Genomic DNA, 21,224 nt, shown 5'->3' with positions numbered 1-21,224 from the left:
GGTGGGGCGGGGTGTACCCCGGCGGGCCACGACGCACGTCACCGCTCGGCGGAGGGTGCCACTTCGGACAGCCCGTGCCGCTCGCGCGTGACCTCCTGCGAACGCAGCATCCGCTCCCGCTGCCGACGGATCGCCGGGACGAGGGCGAACAACACCAGCAGCGACAAGACCAGGAGCAGCGCGCCGCCGCCCAGCCCCGCCGGCCCTTCACTGCGGAAACCCACCACCATGGTCACCAGGCCGAACGCGCCGACCACCGCGGCACCCACCCGCAGCGACTTCGCCGGGTACGGCATGGACAGCACCGCGTCCGCCTGGTCCACCAGCGGCCGGGCCAGCCGCGGATCCTCGACCGGCTCACCCCGGCGCATCGCCCGGGACACGGCGCGGCGCTGACCGCGGTCCAGCCCCCGTAACGCCGTGGAACCCAGGACCCGGCGCATCACCACCGCCATCGCGCCGCCGCACAACACGCCCATGATGAGGCCGTACCAGACGCTGTCGTGCAGCAACCCCTGAGAGACCCCGAACACCCCGCCGGCGAACAAGCCGAGCAGGACGACTTTCCCGTACGAAACCCGTTGTGCCACCGATACCTCCCCCGAGATCGTTTGACGTCGGCTTACCCGTTCGGGCCGGCCGTCGAACGTCCCGGAGGAGGGTGCGAAAGCGGGCTAGGCGGCGAGCTCCATGATCCGGGCCGCGACCTCGCCGGGCGCTTCCAGCGGCAGCATGTGGCCCGCGTCCTCGACCACCACCGACTCCCCGCCGACCGCCGCGGCCAACGCCTTGGCGTTGGACTCGGGCACCAGACGATCCTCGTCGCCGACGACCGCGATCACCGGCCGTTCGCCCGCGACGGTCAACGCCGCCTCCCGGTCGTACCGGTCGACCGCCGGCCGGAACAACGCGATGGTCTCGGGCCAGTGCGACCACACCATGTCCGCGGTGAGGTCCACGTCCTCCTTGCGCGGCTCGTCGCCGAACAGCCACCAGCGCAGCCCCGCGGTCTTCGCGGGCTCGATCTTCTCCCGCACCGCGCGCACCAGCGGCCCGAACGCGCGCTCCAGCTCGCGGACCAGCTTGCCCAGCGCCTTGGGCCACGCCAGCGACGTCTCCGCCAGGTCCGTCGCGGCCGTCGAGACGAACACCACGCCCGCCACCCGCTGCCGGTACAGGCGGGGACGGCGTTCGGCCATCGCCATCGCGGCCATGCCGCCCATCGAGTGGCCGGCGACGACGACCCGCCCTTCGGGTGCCAGGCGTTCGATCAGCTCGCCGAGGTCGTCGCCCAGCTGCTCGATCGTCGCGGTCTCCTTGTCGGCGGGCGACGACGCGCCGTGGCCGCGGTGGTCGTAGGCGATCACCTGCACCTCCGGCGGCAGCGCGGCCACCACGCGGTGCCAGCTGCGGTGGTCGAGCGCGTAGCCGTGGGCGAGCACCACGGTCAGCTCGGCGTCGGGCGGTCCGCTGCGCGCCACGTTCAGCTCCGTGCCGTCCTCAAGCCGCAACCGCTCGGTCACCATGGCCGCTGCCCCTTCCGTCGTCCTACGTCCACTTGACCAACGAGTAACAACGGCGGACGTCACGGGCGCGCGGCCATCAGGACCAGCCGGGGTCGCGCAGCAGGCGCAGTCGGCGGTCGAGCAGGGCGGCGAAGTCGTGCGGGCGGCCGACGACCAGCTCCACCTGCCCGGTGCCGGTGCGGACCACGACCACCTCGCCGCCGGGCGCGGCGGGCGTGTCGGCCACCCACACGTCGCTGATCTCGCGCAGCGGCACCTCGCCGCCGGCGACGTCCGGGGTGGACGGTCCGGTGGTCACGTGCCAGCGCAGGGAGTCGTCGTCGAAGTCCGCGTGGGCGAGCACCGGGTGCCCGGTGGCGTTGCGCACCTGCCGTGACGCGCTGCGCACGCCGAGGGCGGTACCGGCGATCCCACCGCCGACCTCGTCCAGCAGCACCGCCTTGGCCTTCGTCACGAGCACCCCGGCGACCGCCGCGGCGGCGACCGTCGGCAGGGCGAGCAGGAGGTGCCGGGTGAGGAGCGCGACGCCGAGCGCCTGCGCCGCGCCGGTGTACGCGATCAGCCCGGCCCACCACCCGGGCCGGTGCACGTAGCCGCGCCGCACGAGGAACCCCACCGGCACGGCCGCGCCGAGAGCCAGCAGGACCCATCCCGCCACGACCGCGCCGGACCACGGGCCGATCAGCGCGACGGCCAGGCTCACCGCGGGCGGCGCGAGGAACCCGTGCAGGAGCGGCACCCGCACGCGTGCCCACCGCCGCTCGAACTCGGCCCGCACCGACTCGTGCACGCGGAACGGCACCCGCACCCCGCACCACCTCCCGACATCAGCGTAACGTCACCGTTTCGCGCTCATCGGGCACGCACGGTGATGATCAGCGGGTCAGGGACTCGCGCAGGAGCGCCACGGCGGCCGGGATCTCGGTGTCACCGATGTTGCCGTAGCCGAGCACGAGCGCGCGGTCCGACGAGCGCCGCACGCGGTAGTCGTCCAGGTCGACCAGGCGCAGGCCGGCCGAGGCCGCGGCGCGGACCGCGGCGCCGGTGTCGGTGTCGTCCGGCAGGTGCAGCAGGACGTGCAGGCCGGCGGCGGTGCCGGAGACGCGGGCCCGCGGCAGCTCGGTGGCCAGGGTGGTGAGCAGCAGGTCGCGGCGGGTGCGGAAGCGGCGTCGGGACGCGCGCAGGTGCGCGTCGTACCAGCCGCGGTCGATGAAGGACGCCAGCGCCAGTTGGTCCAGCACCGGCGGTGCGGCGGCCACCGGGTTCGCGGCCCGCAGCGCCGGGACGGCGATGGTGGGGGCGACCAGCCAGCCCAGGCCCAACGCCGGGGAGAGCGTCTTGCTGACCGTGCCGAGCAGGAACACGCGGCCGGGGTCCATGCCCTGCATCACGGCGACCGGGTGGTGGTCGTAGCGGAACTCGGCGTCGTAGTCGTCCTCGATGACGTAACCGCCGACGTCCCGGGCCCAGCGCACCAGCCCGGCGCGGCGCGTCGGGGACAGCACCGTCCCGGTCGGGAACTGGTGCGCCGCGCCGACGACGACCGCGCGCGCCGGGGTGCGGGCCAGGTCGTCCACGCGCAGGCCGTCGTCGTCCACCGGCACGAGGTGCACGCGCAGGCCGGTGCTCGCCGCGGCGTCACGCAGCCGTGCCCAGCCGGGGTGCTCCACCGCCAGGTCGGTGATCCCCTCGGCGGCCAGCGCGCGGCACGTGCGGACCAGGCCGTCCGTGACGCCGGCGCACACGAACAGCGACGACGGGTCGGCGTCCGCACCGCGTGAGCGCCGCAGGTACTGCGCGAGGGTCGAGCGCAGCACCGCGTGCCCGGCCGGGTCCGGCAGGTCGAGGTCGTAGTGGCCGGCCGAGCCGATCACCGACCGGACCGCGTCCGCCCAGCGCCGGCGCGGGAACGCGCGCAGGTCGGGCAGGCCGGGCGCGAGGTCGTAGCGGATCGCGGGCCGGGCTTCGGCCCGCCGCGCGCGGGGCCGGCGCGGCACGGCCTCGGGCGACCACGCGACCCGGGTGGCCGAACCGACCCGGGCGGCCAGGTAGCCCTCCGCGACGAGCTGCCCGTACGCCTCGGTCACGACCCAGCGGGAGCAACCCAGCTCCTCGGCCAGCGCCCGGCTCGGCGGCACGGCCGCTCCCTCCGGCAGGCGGCCGTCCCGGATCGCGGTGCGCAGAGCGTGCGCCAGGCGGTCGTGCAGGCGTCCTGGCCCGCCGACCTCCACCAGCGTCGCCCACGCGAAATTGGTCTGGGAAACCGCCACAGGATTGGACAGTACCGCCGTGCCGAATCGCCCTAACGTTGCGGGCATGACGGAGAAGCTGGCCCTGGGCGCGATGTTGTTCGGCACGGTCACCGACGAGCGCCGGTCGTTCGAGTTGTTGGACCGTTTCGTGGACGCGGGCGGCGTGTGGATCGACACCGCGAACTGCTACTCGTTCTGGGAGGACCCGAGCGGTTTCGGCGGGCAGAGCGAGGCGTTGCTGGGTCGCTGGCTGGCGAGCCGGCCCGGGGTGCGCGACCGCGTCCGGATCAGCACGAAGGTGGGCTGCGAGCCGACCGAGGCCGGTCGGTTCCCGGAGACGGCCGAGGGCCTGTCGGCCGGTGTGATCAAGAACGGGATCGAGGGCAGCCTGCGGCGGCTGGGCACCGACCACGTCGAGCTGTACTGGGCACACAAGCCCGATCCCGTGACGCCGCTGGAGGAGACGGTCGCCGCCTTCGACGAGCTGGTGTCCGCCGGTGCGGTCGGCCGGCTCGGCGGCTCGAACTACCCCGTGTGGCAGGTCGAGCGGGCACGCCGGATCGCGCAGGCCGACGGCCGCGTCGGCTTCACCGCCGTGCAGCAGCACCACACCTACCTGCAACCGCGTCCCGGCACGCGGCCCACCGTGGTGCACCGGTTCGGCGCGGTCACCGACGAGGTGATCCACTACCTGGAGCACAACCAGGACATGGCGCTGTGGGCCTACACCCCGCTGCTGAGCGGCCGTTACACCCGCACCGACAAGACCCTGCCCGCCGAGTACGACCACGCCGGCACCGCCGCCCGGCTGGCCGTGCTGGACGAGATCGCCGCCGAGACCGGCACGAACCGCAACCGCGTGGTGCTGGCGTGGCTCACCGGGGGCGAGCTCGACGTCACGCCGATCGTCGGCGTCAGCACCGTCGAGCAGTTGGACGACGCGATCGCCGGGGTGTCGCTGGAACTGACCGCCGAGCAGCGGCACCGCCTGGACGCGGCGGCGTGAGCGCCGGTCGTCCGAACCGACCGCGCTCGACGAGGTCGCGGGCGGGCGCGGGGACGTGACGGTCGGGTTCGCCGGTTCGGGGGTCCGGCGAACCCGACCGCCCGGTCACGCGCCCGAGGGCAGACCCGCGCGGGCCTCCTGAACCGTCAGCGGGCGCAGGGTCAGCTCGTACTCGTAGGCCGTGTCCGGTCGGACCTGGCTGCGCTGCCGCACCGGGTTCGGCGTGTCGCCGACGCCCGTCACGGCGTGGCTCGCGTGCAACGTCACCCACCCCTTGTTGCGCTGGAGCTGGAACGGGTACGCGGCCCGGTCGAGGTCGTCGTACGGCGTCACGCTGACGTCCTTCGCCCCGGCCACCAGCAGGCCGCCCGTGCGGCCGTCGGTGAGCAACGCCCACCGCGTGTCGGTGTGGTTGCCGTAGTCCTGCGGGCGGTGGTAGTCGACGTACTGCTCGTCCACGGTGGACGAGTGGACGCCGATCGGCGTGCCGTCCCTGCGGTCGACGTAGCTCTCGGCCTCCCGCCCGTACCAGGCGAACCGGTCGTAGGTGTCCGGCACGGCGAGCGAGACGCCGACGCGCGGCAGGTACGGCAACGTGCGCATGGCGCCTTGCGGCGTGACCTTGTGCCCGAGCCGCAGCACACCGCCGCGTTCGACGGTGTAGGTCATCGTCTGGTCGAACCACGCGCCGGTGACGTCCGGCGCGGCCACCCGGCTGTCCACGACCACCCGCACGCCGGCGTCCACCGGCTCGACGCGCACGTCGGTGACGGTGGTGGCGAGCCGGTCGAGGCCGACCTTGCGCCAGTCCTCGCCCTCCGCGCGACCCCACTTGAACGTCTCGTTGCTGATCGGCGCGCGCCACGCGTCCAGCTTCGGCCCGCCCGCGAGCAGTTCCCGGTCGCGGACCCGCACCGACGACAAGGTGCCGGTCTTCTTGTCCACCGTGTAGCTCACGCCCTGGGCCTGCGCCGTGACCGCGTTCGCGGTGTCGGCGCTGACGGTGGCGCGACCGCCCTTCGACGCGGCGTCCAGCCCCGGCACCTCCGTGCCGCCGAGGGCGAACTGGTCGTGCGCCACGACGTGACCGGTCGGGATCATCGGCCCCGCGGCCGTCGTGACGGCCTGCACGGTCAGGAACCGCTCGCGGTCGGCCGGGTTCGGGGGCGTCGGCACGCGCACCTCACCGGTCGAGTTCGCGGCCACGCGCAACGGCTGCTGCCCGCGCGCCACCACCCGCGAGCCCTCGGTGACCCGCCAGCGCAGCTCCAGCCCGTCCGTGCCGCTGAACTGCCGCTCGTTGCGCACGGACAGCACGCCGTCGGCGTAGCCGAACCGCAGCGGCTGGTGCGCCCACGCCATCTGCGCGGTCTCCGGCTGGGCGACGCGGTCCGGGCTCACCAGGCCGTCGAGGCCGGACAGGCTGGAGCCGTAGGACAGGTGCGTGCCGCGTTCCTCGACCCGGTCGAAGTCCAGCGCCAGCACCGCGCCGCCCACCGGCTCCGGCGCGTTCAGCTCGGCCGCGGTCAGCGGGCGGTCGTAGATCCGCACGTCGTCCACCGCGCCGTGCGCCATCCGCCCGACCTTGGCCGGGTCGTTCCACGACGTCTCGAAGTCGCGGCCGATGTTCACCTCGGCCGACGACGGGTCGATCGCGCCGGTGAACGGCTTGCTCGCCACCTCGCGGCCGTCGATGTAGAGCCGCAACGCCGTGCCGTCGTAGGTGCCGCTGACCCGGTGCCAGTTGCCGTAGAAGTCGCTCGGCACACTCGCCTGCACGGCCTGCCAGGTGCCGCTGTGGATGAAGAACTCCAGCGTGGTCTCGTTCTTCATCTTCAGCGCGTACTGGTGGTCGCCCTTGCCGACGATGCGGAAGTCGCCGCTCCAGCGCTCCGGCTTGACCCACGCGTCGAGCGTCAGCGCCTTGCCCGTGATGTCGAGCCTGCGGTCCCGGTAGACCTCGACGAAGTCGTCCAGGCCGGACATGAACAGCGCCTTGCCGCGGTGGCCGTCGACCAGCTCCGGCGCGCCGGACAGGTGCGCGAGGATGCCGTTGCCGGACGAGTCGGGCAGGACGCGCACCCGCTGCCGGATGCTGCCCTCGGCCCAGTCCCAGATGAAACCGCCCTGCGTGGCGGGGTTGGCGCGGATGGTGTCCCAGAACTCGCGGAAGTTGCCCAGGCTGTTGCCCATCGCGTGCGCGTACTCACCGAAGATCAACGGCTTGGTCGTGCTCTTCGCCTGCTGCTCGAACCGCTCCGGCGACGGGTAGCGCGGGCCCCACACGTCGGCGAACGGCGCGTCGCCGTCGGGGTTGTTGGACTGGTGGTACTTGGGCCGGGTCGGCTCGTTGGCGTCCAGCCACTCGGCCATGGCGTAGTGGTGCGCGCCGAGGCCGGCTTCGTTGCCGGTGTCCCACAGGAAGACGCTGGGGTGGTTCTTGTCGCGCTCGACCATGGCCGTGAAGCGGTCCAGGAACGCGGGCCGCCACTCCGGCTGGTTCGCCTGGCACCAGTTGTTGCAGTTCTCGTGGTTGTGGGTCTCGATGTCGACCTCGTCGGCGATCCACAGGCCGTGCTTGTCGGCCAGTTCGTAGAAGTAGGGGTCCGACGGGTAGTGGGAGGTGCGCACCGCGTTGACGTTGAGCTGTTCCATCAGCGCCACGTCGCGTTCCTGCGCCGCCCGGGGGACGTGCCTGCCGTGGTCGGGGTCGGTCTCCGCCCGGTTCACGCCCTTGAACAGCGCGCGCTTGCCGTTGACCAGCAACTGCTTGTCGCGGATCTCGATCTCGCGGAAGCCGGTGGTCTCGCTGGTGATGTGGGTGGTGCGGCCGTCCGGCCCGGTCAGCGTGAGCACGACCGTGTAGAGGTTCGGGGTCTCGTCGGTCCACTTCGCCGGGTCGCGCACCGGCAGGGTCAGCTGGACCTGCCCGCCCTGCTCGGTCACCTCGACCACGCCCGCGACCTGGCCGACCTCCGTGCCGCGGGCGTCGCGCAGGCTCGCCGTGACGCGGTGCGCGCCGGTCGGCCCGCCGGGCTTGTGGCCCACCTCGACGGCGGCGGACAGGGTCGCGTCGGTGTAGGTGGCGTCGAGGTCGGTGCGCAGCGTGACGTCGCTGACGTAGGTCGCGGGCGTCGAGTGCAGCCGGACCGAGCGGAAGATGCCCGAGTACCGCCACTGGTCGACGTCCTCCAGGTAGGAGCCCGCGCTCCAGCGGTGCACCTGCACCGCGACGCGGTTGCGGCCCGGCTTCAGCGCCGCCGAGACGTCGAACTCCGCCGGCGTGTAGCCGCCCTGGTCGTAGCCGATGTAGGTGCCGTTGACCCAGACGAAGTAGCCGGAGGTGACGCCCTCGAAGCGCAGGAACGTGGCGCGGCCGGCCCAGTCGGCGGGGACGTCGAAGTCGCGCGCGTAGGCGGCGGTCGGGTTGACGTCGCGCGGCACGCGCGGCGGGTCGTCCGGCTGGATCTCGGTGGCGATGTTGCGGAAGATCGGGTGGTCGAGGCCGTCGGTCTGCCAGGTGTGCGGCACCGAGACCTCGCGCCACCCCGACGTGTCGTAGCCGTCGGCGTGGAAGCCCGAGGGCACCTCCTCCGGCCGCTTGGCCATCGCGATGCGCCACGTGCCGTCCAACGACTGCGTGTACGGGGAACGCTCGTCGCCGCGGACCGCCGAGTCGACGTCGGCGTACGGCGGCAGGTAGGCGTGCGGCCGTTCCTGGCCCTCCGCGACCATGCCCGGGTTCTCCAGGTAGGAGTACAGGTCGTCCATGGGGGCGGCGGTGGCGGTCATCGGACTGGCCGCGACCACCGAAGCACCTAGAACGAACATGAGCGTTACCAGAGCGCGCAGGCGCGGCATGCTGAACCTCCATGTTCAACCAGAACCACACAAGATTCACCAGCCGCGCGCGTCACGTCAAGATGCGGACGAGGGATTTGGAAAGCGGTTACCCACCCCCTCCGCCCCGCGCGCCTTCGACCGGGAGCGCTCCCAGTCCCCTGTGGATCGGCGACAGTCGCGACTCGCCACCCAGGTCGTGGTGTTAGCGCTAACGGGAACGCGCCGGCCCGACCAAGGTCAACACAGTGCCAGACCTGGCGGTTTGTTTCCGACCAGCGCGAAGCAGTACGCTGCGTGTGACTCACGACACAGGCTGTTAGCGCTCGCAGCCGGCGGACCGGAGCGGCCCGTCCACAGTGGACCGGACAACCGGTCGACGGCGACGTCGGCGTATTATGATCCACCGATGGTCACCATCGCCGACGTCGCCCGAGCGGCGGGAGTCTCGCCCAGCACCGTGTCGTACGTGCTGTCCGGCAAGCGCTCGATCTCGGAGACCACCAGGCGCCGGGTCCACCACAGCATCCGGGTGCTCGGCTACCGCCCCAACGCGGGCGCGCGGGCGCTGGCGAGCAACCGGACGAACGTGCTCGCCCTCGTCGTGCCGCTGCGCACCGACCTGAACGTCCCCGTGGTCATGCAGTTCGTCACGGCCACGGTCACCGAGGCCCGTACCCACGACCACGACGTGCTGCTGCTGACCGCGGACGAGGGTGCCGAGGGCCTGCACCGGGTGGTGGCGTCCTCGCTGGCCGACGCGATCATCGTGATGGACGTCGAAGCGGCCGAGCCGCGCGTGCCCGTGCTGCGCGAGCTGGCCCGGCCGGCGGTGCTGATCGGCGTACCGGACAACCCGCAGGAGCTGACCTGCGTGGACCTCGACTTCACCGCCGCCGGCGCGGACTGCGTGCACCACCTCGCCGACCTGGGCCACCGCGACATCGCGCTGATCGGCCCCTCCCCCGCCGTCTACCAGCGCGGCACGAGCTACGCCGGCCGGTTCCTGAGCGGGTTCCGGGCCACGGCCGCGAGCCGCGGCGTCGAAGCCGCCACGCTGGCCTGCGTGCCGACCTACGACGGCCTGCGGGAGTGCCTGGACGACCTGCTGACCGGGCCGCACCCGGTCACCGGTCTGGTGGTGCACAACGAGGCCATCCTCGGCCCGCTGCTGTCGGAGCTGTCCCGGCGCGACCTGCGGGTGCCGCAGGACGTCTCGGTGCTGGCGGTCTGCCCGCCCGACGTCGCGCAGGCGCAGTCCGTGCCGCTGTCGTCGGTCGACATCCCGGCCGTGGAGCTCGGCCGGCTCGCCGTCGAGCCGATCCCGAGGTCCGGTTGCTGCCGCCGCGCCTAACGGCCCGCGGCAGCACCGGTCCGGTGGTTGCCTAGGGTCACCAGGCTCACCTTCCCGGGGTCACCCTGCGCCGCCTCGGTCGCGATCACGGCGAAGGTGAGCGTGTTGTGGTCGCGCAGCACGCCGTCCGGGAGCACGAACTCCCGCTGGGGGCCGACGCCGTTGAGGTACTGGCCCATGTTCCAGCCGTTGACGAAGACCAGCACGCGGTAACCGCGGACGGTGGTGTCCTCGAACCGCAGCCCGAGCGAGACGTCCTGCCCGCGCGGCAGGTCCAGCTCGAAGGTCGTGCGGTACCAGGACACGCCCGGCTGGAGCCGACCCGGCGGGCGCTGCCAGCCGCCGGAGCCCGGCAGGTGCCAGCCGGCGCGTTCGCCGTACAGGCCGCCGGCGTTCATCGGGCCGCGTTCGCCGTCCATGGGCTTCGAGCCGCGGATCTGCCACGAGATCGGCGCGGTCGAACCCTCCACCACCACCCCGAACAGGCCGCGCGGCTGCTTGTGGCGGACGTCGTCGGCGGTCCAGTCGTCGTTGTGGCCCATGTTCTCGACCAAGACGGTCACCGTGGCCTGCTGCCCGGCGGCCAGCAGCCCCTCGGGCACGGCGAAGTCACCACGCCCGGGATCGGGGTTGACCGGCTCGGAGTCGGCCTGCGTGCCGCCCGCCGCCGAGCCCAGGTAACGCCCATTGAGCCACACCAGGTAGACGCCGCGCCGGCCGGTGATGGCGTTGACCGTCACGGTCTTCTCCGCCCCGGTGGCGGTGAACCGCCCCCGGTACCACACGTTGCCGTTGTGATGGCCGTACTCGTCGGCATAGAGCACCGGCAGCGTCTTGGGCTTGATCGGGCTCGCGGTCGTCGTCTTGTCCGCCGTGGTCCAGCCGGACTCGCTCATGCCGGGCGCTTCCGGCCGGTACTCCCAGCCGGTCAGCTCGGGCAGCCGCACCCCCTGCGGGCCGGGCAGCGAGCCGACCAGCGACCCGCTGGACGTCGGCCGCACGGCCACCGGGCGTCCGCCCACGGACAGGTGCCGGACCGGGGCGAACACCTCGACCTCCGACGCCTGGTCGGTGTCGGCGCGCAACGCCAGCCGGTCGCCCCTGACCTCGGCGGAACGGACCAGCGACGTGCCGCGCACGAGCACGGGCCCGGCCGCGGTGTCCTGCCGCCAGAACCGCGCGGCGGCCTCGTCGGTGCCGAGCATCAGCAGCGCGGGCCGTCGCCCGCCGCCGGTGACCAGCACCCGGGACAGCCCGGTGTGGGTGTAGTCCAAGCGCAGGTCGCCCTTGTCGTAGGTGGCGCGGACCTGGCCGTCGAGCACCTTCACGGTCGGGGCCGAGTCGTAGCGCAGGACCGTGGAGCCCTGCTCGCCGTCGCGGCCGTACAGCACGGCCACGTCCCGGCCCGACGCCTCCATGTGGGTCAGCAGCTCCGAGTTCGACCACACCAGCCGCTGACCGCCCAGGTCGTATCCGGCGACGAGTACCTTGGCGTCCCGGCCGTCGACCCGCACCGGCACCTGGTAGCGGCCGTCCGGTGTGGCCCAGTCCAGGGTCGTGGACACGTCCGTCGCGCCGCCGAGGTCGGCGTGGCGCACGAGCACGAACTGCGTCCCGGTGTCGGGGTTCGCCCGCGCCCGCGCCAGCACGGCCGGGTCGGCGGCCACCGGCGCGGTCGCCTCGTCGGTCTTGGTCAGCGGCGCGACCGTGGTCATGAAGTAGCCCTGCCGCTTGAACTCGTCGTACTTGGCGGTGAGCTGCCGCGACTCCGTGATCGCCGAGCCGTAGTCGTAGGAGGTGTAGACGTCGTTGGGCTGCGGCAGCCATCCCCACGACGTGCCGCCGTAGGTCATGTAGTAGCCGTACATGGTGGCGCCGCTGGAGATGGCGTTGTTCTTGTAGAACACCTTCATGTAGCTCGGGCCGGTCAGCTCCCGGCACTTGTCGTACCCGGCGTCGTTCAGGTCGATCGCGCCGGCCTGGTACTCCGCGGCGTACACCGGCGCGTCGTCGCGCAGCCTGCGCGTGACGCCGTCGCCCCACGGGCCCCAGGTGTCGGGGTTCTTGCAGTCGAACGACTGCGGGTAGTCGTCCACGCCCGGGATCTGCACCGCGCCCTGGCCGGACGACCAGTTGGCCAGGTTCCCGCCGCAGCAGTTGTTGTGCACGATCGGCACGTCGATGCCCGCGTCACGCGCCTGCCGCTGGAGGTCCTCCATGTAGGCGGGGTCGACGTTGACCGCGTACTCGTTCTCCACGTTGTAGGCGATCACCGAACCGCCGCGGCTGACCTGGTGCCGGGCGATGATCGGGTTGATGCGGCTGAGCCACTCGGTGTACGCGGCCCGGTAGCCGGGATCGCTGGACCGCGCCCGGCCCGGCACCGTCTTCAACCACGCCGGGAACCCGCCGCCGCTGGTCTCGGCGTTGATGTAGGGACCGGGCCGGGCCACCACGTACAGGCCCAGCTCGTCGGCCATGCGCAGCAGCCGGTCGACGTCGCGCACGCCGGTGAAGTCGTAGACCCCGGGCGAGGGCGAGTGGTAGCCCCAGTGGAAGTACAGCGACACGCCGCTGAACCCGGCGGCCCTGATCTTCTCCAGCACGTCGCGCCACAGCTCCGGGCTGGGCAGCCGGAAGTAGTGGAACTCCCCCGACCACAGCATCACGCGCTCGCCGTCCACCTTCAGCGAGTACCGGTCGAAGGAGACCTCGTGCCGCTTCTCGGCGGACACGGGCGCCGCGACCACCGGGGTGGTCGCGGCGAGCGAACCCAACAGCACGAGCACAACCGCTAACAGCCTCAACGGATCCCCCGCAGGGTCAGGGCGGCGGAGCCGGCGTCGACGAGCACCCCGTCGGGGTGCGAGCCGACCTCGCCGCCGTCCACGGCGTCGACCGCGCGTGCGCCGACCAGCAGCAGCCGCCAGCTCGACGGCGCGCCCTCGGCCTCCACCCGGATCTCGTCGCCGCGGCGGTGGGTGCGGAACGTGGTGTCACCGACGACCGTCACGTGGTCGCCGTCGCCGAGCTGGTAGACGTGCAGCGTGACGCCCTCGGCGTAGTCGTAGTCCGGTCGGTCGTCCACCGCGCCGACGGGCAGGATCGTGTTCGGGCGCACGAGCACCGGCGCGGTGAGGAAGTCGCACCGGTCGCGCACCCAACGCGGCCCCTGCACGGTCTCGCCGGTCAGCAGGTGCGTCCACGTGCCCTCGGGGACGTAGTACGACACGTCGCCGTCGTCGGAGAACACCGGCGCGACCAGCAGGTCGTCGCCGAGCATGTACTGGCGTTCGAGGTGCGCGCAGCCGGGGTCGTCCGGGAACTCCACCACCATCGCGCGCATCATCGGCACGCCTTCGGTCGCCGCCTGCCGCGCCGCGCCGTGCAGGTACGGCATCAGCCGCAGCTTCAGCTTCACGAACCGGCGCAGCACATCGACGGACTCCTCGTCGAACAGCCACGGCACCCGGTAGGACGAGCTGCCGTGCAGCCGGCTGTGCGAGGACAGCAGGCCGAAGGCGATCCACCGCTTGAACAACGCGGCCGCCGGCGTGCCCTCGAACCCGCCGATGTCGTGGCTCCAGTAGCCGAACCCGGACATGCCCAGCGACAGGCCGCCGCGCAGGCTCTCCGCCATCGACTCGTAGGTGGCCTCGCAGTCGCCGCCCCAGTGCACCGGGAACTGCTGCGAGCCCGCCGTGGCCGACCGGGCGAACACCACCGCGTCGCCGTCGCCGCGCCGCTTGCGCAGCACCTCGAACACCGTCTTGTTGTACAGGTGCGTGTAGAGGTTGTGCATGCGCTCCGGGTCCGAGCCGTCGTGGTAGACCACGTCGGTCGGGACGCGCTCGCCGAAGTCGGTCTTGAAGCAGTCCACGCCCTGGGCCAGCAGCGCGTCCAGCTTGGCCGAGTACCAGGCACGGGCGGCCGGGTTGGTGAAGTCCACCAGCGCCATGCCCGGCTGCCACAGGTCCCACTGCCACACGTCGCCGTTCGGCTTGCGCAGCAGGTAGCCGTTCGCCTTGCCCTCCGCGAACAGCGGCGACCGCTGCGCGATGTAGGGGTTGATCCACACCGAGATGCGCAGGCCGCGGGCGCGCAGCCGCTCCAGCATGCCGACCGGGTCGGGGAACGTGCGCGGGTCCCACTCGAAGTCGCACCAGTGGAACTCGCGCATCCAGAAGCAGTCGAAGTGGAACACGCTCAGCGGCAGGTCGCGCGTCAGCATCCCGTCGATGAACCCCGACACCGTCTCCTCGTCGTAGGACGTGGTGAACGACGTCGACAGCCACAGCCCGAACGACCACGCGGGCGGCAGCGCGGGCCGGCCGGTCATCGCGGTGTACTTGCGCAGGATCTCGCGCGGGGTGGGGCCGTAGATGACGAAGTACTCCAGCGACTGCCCCTCGACGCTGAACTGGACCTTCGACACCGCCTCCGAGCCCACCTCGAACGACACGTGCCCGGGGTGGTTGACGAAGATCCCGTAGCCCGCGTTGGTCAGGTAGAACGGGACGTTCTTGTAGGCCTGCTCGCTGCTCGTGCCGCCGTCGGCGTTCCAGATGTCGACCGTCTGGCCGTTCTTGACCAGCGGCCCGAACCGCTCGCCCAACCCGTAGACCGCGTCACCGACGCCCATGGTGAGCTGCTCGCGGACGTGGTGCGTGCCGTCCACGGTCATGAAGCCCATGCCCTTGGCGCCGCTGCTGGTGAGCGAGCGGCCGTCGGCGGTGAAGTCGACCCGCCACTGCTCGCCCCGGTGCACTCGCACCGACAGCGCGCCCGCGCTCATCACCACGCCGGCGTCGTCCTCGACCACCTTGGCCTCGTGCGCGCCGTCGGAGGCCAGCGCGAACGCCGGTTCCTTCGGCGCCTCGCCGGCGAAGTGCGTGATCTTCACGCCGATCACGTCGGCCATCGGCGAGGTGAGCCCGAGCGTGACCACGGGGCCCTTGAGCGTGTCGCCCCGGTGCCGGATGGGGTGGGTCGCCGCGTGCACGACGACCTCCCCGTTGCCGGTGGTGACGTCACGCACCTCAACCGGATATGCGGCCTCGACCCCAGGTCGAAGCAGCCAGTACCCGTCGCTGAACTTCACTTGACCGCTCCTGCCGTGATGCCGCGGGTCAACGCGCGCTGAAAGATCAGGAAGAAGACGATGGCCGGGATGACCCCGAGCAACGCCGAGGCGCTGGTCATCGTGGCGTCCATCATCCGCTGGCCCTGGAGCACACCGAGCGCCACCGGCACCGTCTGGTTCTCGTTGGAGATCAGCAGCACCAGCGGCAGGAAGAACTCGTTCCAGGTCCAGATGAAGAAGAACACGAACAGCACGCCCAGGGTGGGCCTGCTGATCGGCACCACGATCCGCACCAGGGTCTGCCACTTGTTCGCACCGTCGATGCGGGCGGCCTCCAGCAGTTCGCGGGGGAAGCCGCCGAGCGTCGAGGTGAGCAGGTAGGTGCCGAACGCCGCCTGGATCACCGTGAAGATGATGATCACGGCCAGCTTCGTGTCGTACAGCCCGACCTCGTTGGCCAGGAAGTACAGCGGGTAGACCAGCGCCTCCTGCGGCAGGGTGTTCGCGATGAGGAACACCACCAGGATCCACAGCCTGCCCCGGACCCGGCCGATGCCCAGCGCGTAGGCGTTGAACACCGACACGACCACCGCGAGCACGGCTACCGAGCCGCTGATCACGACGCTGTTCCACAGCTTCTCGCCGAAGTCGACCCGTTCCCAGAACGCGATGATGCCGTCCAGCGACACCCCGTCCGGCAGGTCCAGCGGACCGCCGGTGGAGTACTGCGCCGGCGTCTTCACCGCGTTGAGCGCGACGATGACGAACGGCACCAGCATCACCGCGGCGAGCACGATCATCGACCACAGGACCGCGTGCCGCCGCATCACCGCTCACCCCGGTTCTGCACGCGCAGGAACGCGGTGGTGAGCAGCAGGATCAGCACCGTGAGCACGGTGGCGATCGCCGCGCCGTAGCCGACCTGGGTCTTCTCGAAGAAGTTCTGGAACGAGTAGTAGCTCGGCACGTTCGTCGAACCGCCCGGCCCGCCCCTGGTCAGCACGTAGATCGGCGCGAACACCTTGAGCGCCGCGATGGTGCAGGTCAGCAGCACGACGAAGATCTCCGGCCGGATCTGCGGCACGGTGACGTGGAAGAACCGGCCCCACCACGACGCGCCGTCGAGCTCGGCGGCCTCGTGCAGCGACGGGTCCACCCGCTGCATCCCGGCCATGAAGATCACCACCGGGTAGCCGACCTGGATCCACAGCATCACGCCCATCACGGTCCACAGGGCCAGGTCCGGGTCGCCGAGCCAGTTCTGCGCCAGCGAGTCCAGCCCGACGGCGCGCAGCACCTCGTTGAGCGCGCCGTCCTGCGGCGCCAGGATCCAGCTCCACACGATGCCGGCGACCGCGATCGGCAGCACCTGCGGCAGGTAGACGCACGCCCGCAGCACGGCGGCGTGCCGCGGCCCGAAGTGCTTGCCGACGAAGTCGAACAGGGCGGCGGCGATGACGAGCCCGGCCAGGGTCGGCAGGATCGCCATCGCCACCACGAGCCCGACGTTGTGCCGGAACGACGCCCAGAAGGTGCCGTCCGACATCAGCCGGGTGTAGTTGTCCAGCCCGACCCACTCGGGCGTGCCGGCGCCCGACCACTCGGTGAAGCTGATGCCGACGTTCATCCCGAACGGCACCAGGATCACCGCGAGCAGCAGCAACCCGCCGGGGATCAGGAAGAGCAGGTACGACCCGCGGTCGCGGATCGAGGTGGGGACCAGGCTCATTTGCCGACGCTCGCCGTGTTTTCCTTGTAGTAGTCCGCCAGCTCGGTCAACGCCTCGTGCGCGCCGATCTGGCCGGTGATCACCTTCTGCACCGACGACACCTGCGCGTCGTAGAAGCCGGGCGCGGGCCAGTCCGGGTAGAACGCGAGCCGGTCGTTGTCGACGAGCGCCTTGAAGTCGTCGTTGAGCTGCTTGGTCTTCGGGTCGGTCGCGGGGGTGCCGCTCGGCGCGACCGCGATGCCGCCCGCGTCGCGCAGCTTGTCCTGGATCGCGGGCGACATGGTGATCTCGATGAAGTCGTAGGCCAACTGCTTGTTCTTCGAGCCCTTCGGCACCACCCACAGGTTGCCGCTGGAGCCCGCCGTCATGCCCGGCCACGGCACCGTGGCCCACTCGAAGTCCTTCACCTGGGCCTGCACCCGGCCGTACCACCAACTGCCGCTGATCATGATCGGGCTCTTGCCCTGCATGAACGCCAGGCCCATGTCCTCGGCCTTCACACCGGCGGAGTCCTTGGAGATGTAGCCCTCGCGCAGCCACTTGGCGAACGTCTCCGCGCCGAAGACCCACGTGTTGTCGTGGAAGTCCACGTCACCGGTGTAGCGCTGGAACCGGTCGACCCAGTCCCGGTCGGCCTTGGTCAGCGCCAGTTGGTAGAGCAGTTGCGCGGCCGGGTACTCCGCGCCGCCCAGCGCGAGCGGCGTGACGCCCGCCTTGGCGAACTTGTCCATCGCGGCGCTCAGCTCGTCCAGCGTCTTCGGCGCGGCCAAGCCCTGCTGGTCGAACATCGTCTTGTTGTAGTAGACCATCACGTACTCGGCGTAGTTGGGGATGCCGTACCACTTGCCGGACCCCATCACGCCGCGCTCGTCGTACTTGGCCGTGGTGTCGATGCCGGGCCCGAGCTTCTTGTCCCACCCGCGTTTGGTGACCTCCTCGCTGATGTCGGTCAGCAAGCCCTGCTTGGACAGCAGGCCGGCGGTCGCGTTGCCCTTGTTGTACTCCAGGATGTCCGGCGCGTCCTTGGAGTTGAGCACCATCGAGGCGGTCTTCTGGATCTGCTCGAAGCCCTTCTCCTCGAACTGCACCTTCACGCCGGGGTGCGTGGCCTCGAACTGCTTGATCGCCTCGGCCCACGCCACGCCCATGGCGCTGTCCGGGCCCTCGTAGTGCCAGAGCTTGAGGGTGTTGGGGTCGGAGGAGGACCCCTCCGACCCTCCGCAGCCCGCCACGGCCAGCACGGCCGCGACCGCGGCCGCCAGGAGTCGCTTGGACATCAGGATGATCCCTCCACGGTGAGGTTGTCGATCCGGGCCTTCCCCGTGAAGACCAGGTACACGTCCTGCCGACCGGACGCGCCGCGCAACGGCGACGAGACCTCGGTCCAGGAGTACTTGTCGGCCGTGGTCGGCACGGCGAGCGTGCCCACCAGGCGGCCGGTGGGCCCGCCGAGGCGCACCTCGACGGTCGTCGGCGCACCCGGGTTCGCCACCCGGGCCTTCACCGACCGGGACGACGGGCCGAGGTTCACGTCCTTGAACGCGATCCACTGGCCGGGAGCCGTCGAGGCGACGGCGGTGCCGCGTTCCCTGGTGGTGTCCACCAAAGTCACGCCGGAGTAGTCGTCGAAGTTCTGCGCTGGGGTGACCTTGCGCAGGTCGCGCGGCGGGATCTGCTCGCCGAGCACGTGCACCGTGCGGGTCAGCGAGCCGACCGTGAAGTCGTGCGGCGCGGTCTCGACCACCCGCTTGTCCCGGGTCACGTCCCAGAAGGACAGCTCCGACACGGGCACGGTGAACCGGACCGTCTTCGTCTCACCCGGTCGCAGCTCCACCCGGTCGAACGCGCGCAGCTGCTTGACCGGCTGCTGGACCCGCGACTTCTTCTGGTGCGAGTACAGCTGGACCACCTCGGCGCCGGCCCGGTCGCCCGTGTTGGTCACGTCGACCCGGACCTTCACCTCGCCGGAGGCGTGCACCAGGGACCGGTCCACGGCGAGCTTGGAGTACCGGAACGACGTGTAGCTCAGGCCGTGGCCGAACGGGTACAGCGGCTTGCCCCGGAAGTACTGGTAGGTGTGGCCGGACTTGGAGATGTCGTACTGGAGCTTGTCCGGCAGGTCGGCGTCGGAGCGGTACCACGTCTGGGTCAGCCTGGCGCTCGGGTTGTGGTCGCCGAACAGCACGTCGGCGATGCCGTGCCCGGTCTCCTGGCCCGCGTGCGAGGTCCACAGGATCGCGGGCAGGTCGGCGGTGTCCCAGTCGCCGGAGTACGGGTAGCTGCTCTCCAGCACGACGATCGTGTTCGGGTTCGCCGCGCGCACCGCGTCGATCACGGCGCGCTGACCGGCGGGCAGCTCGGTGGTCTTGCGGTCGTCGTCCTCGCGGCCGTTGATGAACGGCATGCTGCCGACCACCACGACGGCGGCGTCCGCGCCCTTGGCCGCCTCGACGGCGCTGTCCACACCGCTGCGCACGATTTCGCGGCCGAACTTCGCGGCGTCCCGCGGGGTGGCCGCGCCGAGGGTCAGCCTGCCGTCCGCGCCGACCACCACGTACTTGTTCGGGCCGAACCAGGACTGGGTGACCTCGTTGCCCGCGTACTCCAGCACGACCGAGCCGTCGGCCTGGGCCACGACCTTGAACTGCTGCTGGACGAACCAGCCGTTGGGCTGCACCGCGTTGTTGACCAGGGCGCGGCCGTCGCCCAGCGACACGGTCTTGCCGTTGGCGACGGACCGCAGCGTGACGGTGCCCTCGCCCCAGTCGAAGACGTCCAGGCCGCCCTCGTCGCTCGGGGTCGCGGCGGTCGCGGTCAGCGGCGCGCCCGCGTCCGCCGCGGAGGCGGTGACGTACTTGCCGGTGGCCAGGTCCTTGAGCCTGATCCGGTCCACGCCCTCGCTGGAGGTGACCGCGGCGCGTTCGGCCAGGGCCTTCACCGGGGTGACCCGGTAGGGCATCGTGCCCGAGTACCAGTCCTCGTAGAGGGTGTCGGCGAGCTGGCCGACGACGGCGACCTTCTTGGTGTCCTCCGTGGACAGCGGCAACGTCTTGTCGTCGTTGCGCAGCAGCACGACCTGCTCGGCCGCGGCCTTGCGCGCCAACTGCCGGTGCGCGGGCGCGTCGATCACGTCCGGGGTGATGCCCGCGTACGGGTTGCGGCCCGCCGGGTCGAACTCGCCGAGCCGGAAGCGGATCGACAGCACGTGCCGGGCGGCGTCGTCCACGTCGGCCATCGTGATCAGGCCCCGGTCGAGCGCGGCCTTGATCGAGCCCGTGGTCGGTGCGGAGTTGTCGTTGTCCTCGGTGAAGTTGTCCAGGCCCGCGCGGATGGCCGCGGCGTTGCCCTCGACCTCGTTCGGGTAGTAGCGCTGGGCGCCCGCGATGTTCGACGCGCCGCTCGCGTCGCCGACGATCATCAGGTCCTCGTCGGTCCAGGACCGCACCACGTCGTCGAGGTCGTGGTTGACGTGGGTGGGCCTGCCGTTGAGCAGGTTGTACGAGGCCATCACGCCGGTCGCCGCGTCGGCCTGGATGGCCGGCTTGAAGGCGGCCTCGTCGTAGTCCTTGAGGATCCGCGGCGGCACGATGGAGTCGACCACGATCCGGTCGTCCTCGACGTTGTAGGCCGCGTAGTGCTTCAGGGTGGGCGCCGCCTGGAGGTACTCGGGGTGGTCGCCCTGCACGCCGTGCCCGAACGCGGTCGAGATGGCGCCGGTCAGGTGCGGGTCCTCCGAGTAGCCCTCCTCGTTGCGGCCCCAGCGCGGGTCGCGCAGCAGGTTCACCACCGGGGCCCACAGGTTGAGCCCGTTGAACGCCGGGTTGCGCGCGTGGAAGCCGCGGGCCTCCCGCCCGGTCACCGCGCCGACCTGTTCGACCAGTTCGGGATCCCACGTGGTGGCCAGGCCGATGGCCTGCGGGAACACCGTCGCCTCGCCCAGCCACGCGACGCCGTGCAGCGCCTCCGTGCCGGTCTTGAACGCGCCGATGCCCAGCCTCGGGATCGCCGGTTGGTACTGGTGCAGCAGGGAGACCTTCTCGTCGACGGTCAACCGGCCGAGCAGGTCGGCGATCCTGGACGCGCGCGGCAGGTCGGGGTCGCGGAACGGGAGTTGCTGGGCGTGCGCGGGCAACGGCGCCGACAGCAACAACGCGACCAGCGGGAACAGCAGGGAGCGGCGGACTCTCGACACGGATCGACCCTTCGTCTCGGGGAACCCGGAGCTCCCTCGTCATCGAAGCGCTTCGACTGGCCACCGTAGAGGGCGGTCGTGACGGACGCAACAACCTGCCGGAACGGACGTTGTTAACGCTAATTCACTTGACAGGCGCCTCTTGACACGTGCGCGTCACGCGGGATACGACTACGACCCGGTCACGTTGCGCGCGAGTTTCGCCGAACATCGAATGTTAGCGCTAACGACGCCCGGTGCCC

General features: G+C 71.4%; 12 protein-coding genes and 1 pseudogene. 2 read left to right on the top strand and 11 right to left on the bottom strand.

Annotated features, from left to right (window positions below; genetic code table 11):
• Positions 1-38: 38 nt before the first annotated feature.
• The 4 genes from LZG04_RS26020 to LZG04_RS26005 form a co-directional block, all read right to left on the bottom strand.
• The gene (locus tag LZG04_RS26020) at positions 39-590 is read right to left on the bottom strand and encodes a hypothetical protein (protein ID WP_233821415.1); all 552 of its coding nucleotides are present in this window, start codon (positions 588-590) and stop codon (positions 39-41) included.
• 84 nt (positions 591-674) lie between these two features.
• Positions 675-1,526, bottom strand: a complete 852-nt coding sequence (locus LZG04_RS26015; protein WP_233821413.1) for an alpha/beta fold hydrolase — start codon at positions 1,524-1,526, stop codon at positions 675-677.
• A 76-nt stretch (positions 1,527-1,602) separates the two neighbouring features.
• Positions 1,603-2,334 carry a hypothetical protein gene (locus LZG04_RS26010; protein WP_233821411.1) on the bottom strand — a complete coding sequence of 244 codons (732 nt, stop codon included), beginning with the start codon at positions 2,332-2,334 and terminating at the stop codon, positions 1,603-1,605.
• Positions 2,335-2,401: 67 nt separating this feature from the next.
• The gene (locus LZG04_RS26005) at positions 2,402-3,796 is read right to left on the bottom strand and encodes a PLP-dependent aminotransferase family protein (RefSeq protein ID WP_233821409.1); all 1,395 of its coding nucleotides are present in this window, start codon (positions 3,794-3,796) and stop codon (positions 2,402-2,404) included.
• 46 nt (positions 3,797-3,842) lie between these two features.
• Between LZG04_RS26005 and LZG04_RS26000 the strand changes: the two genes are divergently transcribed.
• Positions 3,843-4,784, top strand: coding sequence for an aldo/keto reductase (locus LZG04_RS26000; protein ID WP_233821407.1), 942 nt, complete (start codon positions 3,843-3,845; stop codon positions 4,782-4,784).
• Between the two features lie 105 nt (positions 4,785-4,889).
• Here LZG04_RS26000 and LZG04_RS25995 read toward each other — a convergent pair whose 3' ends face one another.
• On the bottom strand, positions 4,890-8,645 hold the full coding sequence (locus LZG04_RS25995) for a glycoside hydrolase family 2 TIM barrel-domain containing protein (RefSeq protein WP_374202882.1): 3,756 nt from the start codon (positions 8,643-8,645) through the stop codon (positions 4,890-4,892).
• Positions 8,646-9,033: 388 nt separating this feature from the next.
• Between LZG04_RS25995 and LZG04_RS25990 the strand changes: the two are divergent.
• Positions 9,034-10,013, top strand: a pseudogene (locus LZG04_RS25990) (LacI family DNA-binding transcriptional regulator).
• On the opposite strand, the gene LZG04_RS25985 reads toward LZG04_RS25990, so the two are convergent.
• From LZG04_RS25985 to LZG04_RS25960, 6 genes are read right to left on the bottom strand one after another with little or no spacing between them, the layout of a single operon-like run.
• Positions 9,975-12,761: a beta-galactosidase gene (locus tag LZG04_RS25985; protein WP_233821403.1), complete on the bottom strand. Its 2,787-nt coding sequence runs from the start codon at positions 12,759-12,761 to the stop codon at positions 9,975-9,977. The pseudogene LZG04_RS25990 and the gene LZG04_RS25985 sit on opposite strands and share 39 nt — an antisense overlap.
• 20 nt (positions 12,762-12,781) lie before the next feature.
• Positions 12,782-15,079, bottom strand: coding sequence for an alpha-xylosidase (gene yicI / locus LZG04_RS25980; protein ID WP_233821400.1), 2,298 nt, complete (start codon positions 15,077-15,079; stop codon positions 12,782-12,784).
• Positions 15,076-15,888, bottom strand: a complete 813-nt coding sequence (locus tag LZG04_RS25975; protein WP_233821398.1) for a carbohydrate ABC transporter permease — start codon at positions 15,886-15,888, stop codon at positions 15,076-15,078. The genes yicI and LZG04_RS25975 overlap by 4 nt, the downstream gene beginning before the upstream one ends.
• Positions 15,888-16,790, bottom strand: a complete 903-nt coding sequence (locus tag LZG04_RS25970; protein ID WP_233821395.1) for a carbohydrate ABC transporter permease — start codon at positions 16,788-16,790, stop codon at positions 15,888-15,890. The genes LZG04_RS25975 and LZG04_RS25970 overlap by 1 nt, the downstream gene beginning before the upstream one ends.
• Positions 16,787-18,067, bottom strand: a complete 1,281-nt coding sequence (locus LZG04_RS25965) for an ABC transporter substrate-binding protein (RefSeq protein ID WP_233821392.1) — start codon at positions 18,065-18,067, stop codon at positions 16,787-16,789. Before LZG04_RS25965 ends, LZG04_RS25970 begins: the two co-directional genes overlap by 4 nt.
• The gene (locus LZG04_RS25960) at positions 18,067-20,982 is read right to left on the bottom strand and encodes a glycoside hydrolase family 3 protein (RefSeq protein ID WP_233821390.1); all 2,916 of its coding nucleotides are present in this window, start codon (positions 20,980-20,982) and stop codon (positions 18,067-18,069) included. The genes LZG04_RS25965 and LZG04_RS25960 overlap by 1 nt, the downstream gene beginning before the upstream one ends.
• Positions 20,983-21,224: the final 242 nt, after the last annotated feature.

Source organism: Saccharothrix sp. S26, from assembly GCF_021390395.1.
In the GTDB taxonomy this organism is placed as follows: Bacteria; Actinomycetota; Actinomycetes; order Mycobacteriales; family Pseudonocardiaceae; genus Actinosynnema.
The sequence above is the reverse complement of the archived record's forward strand: the minus strand, read 5'-3'. Positions and strand labels throughout refer to the sequence as shown.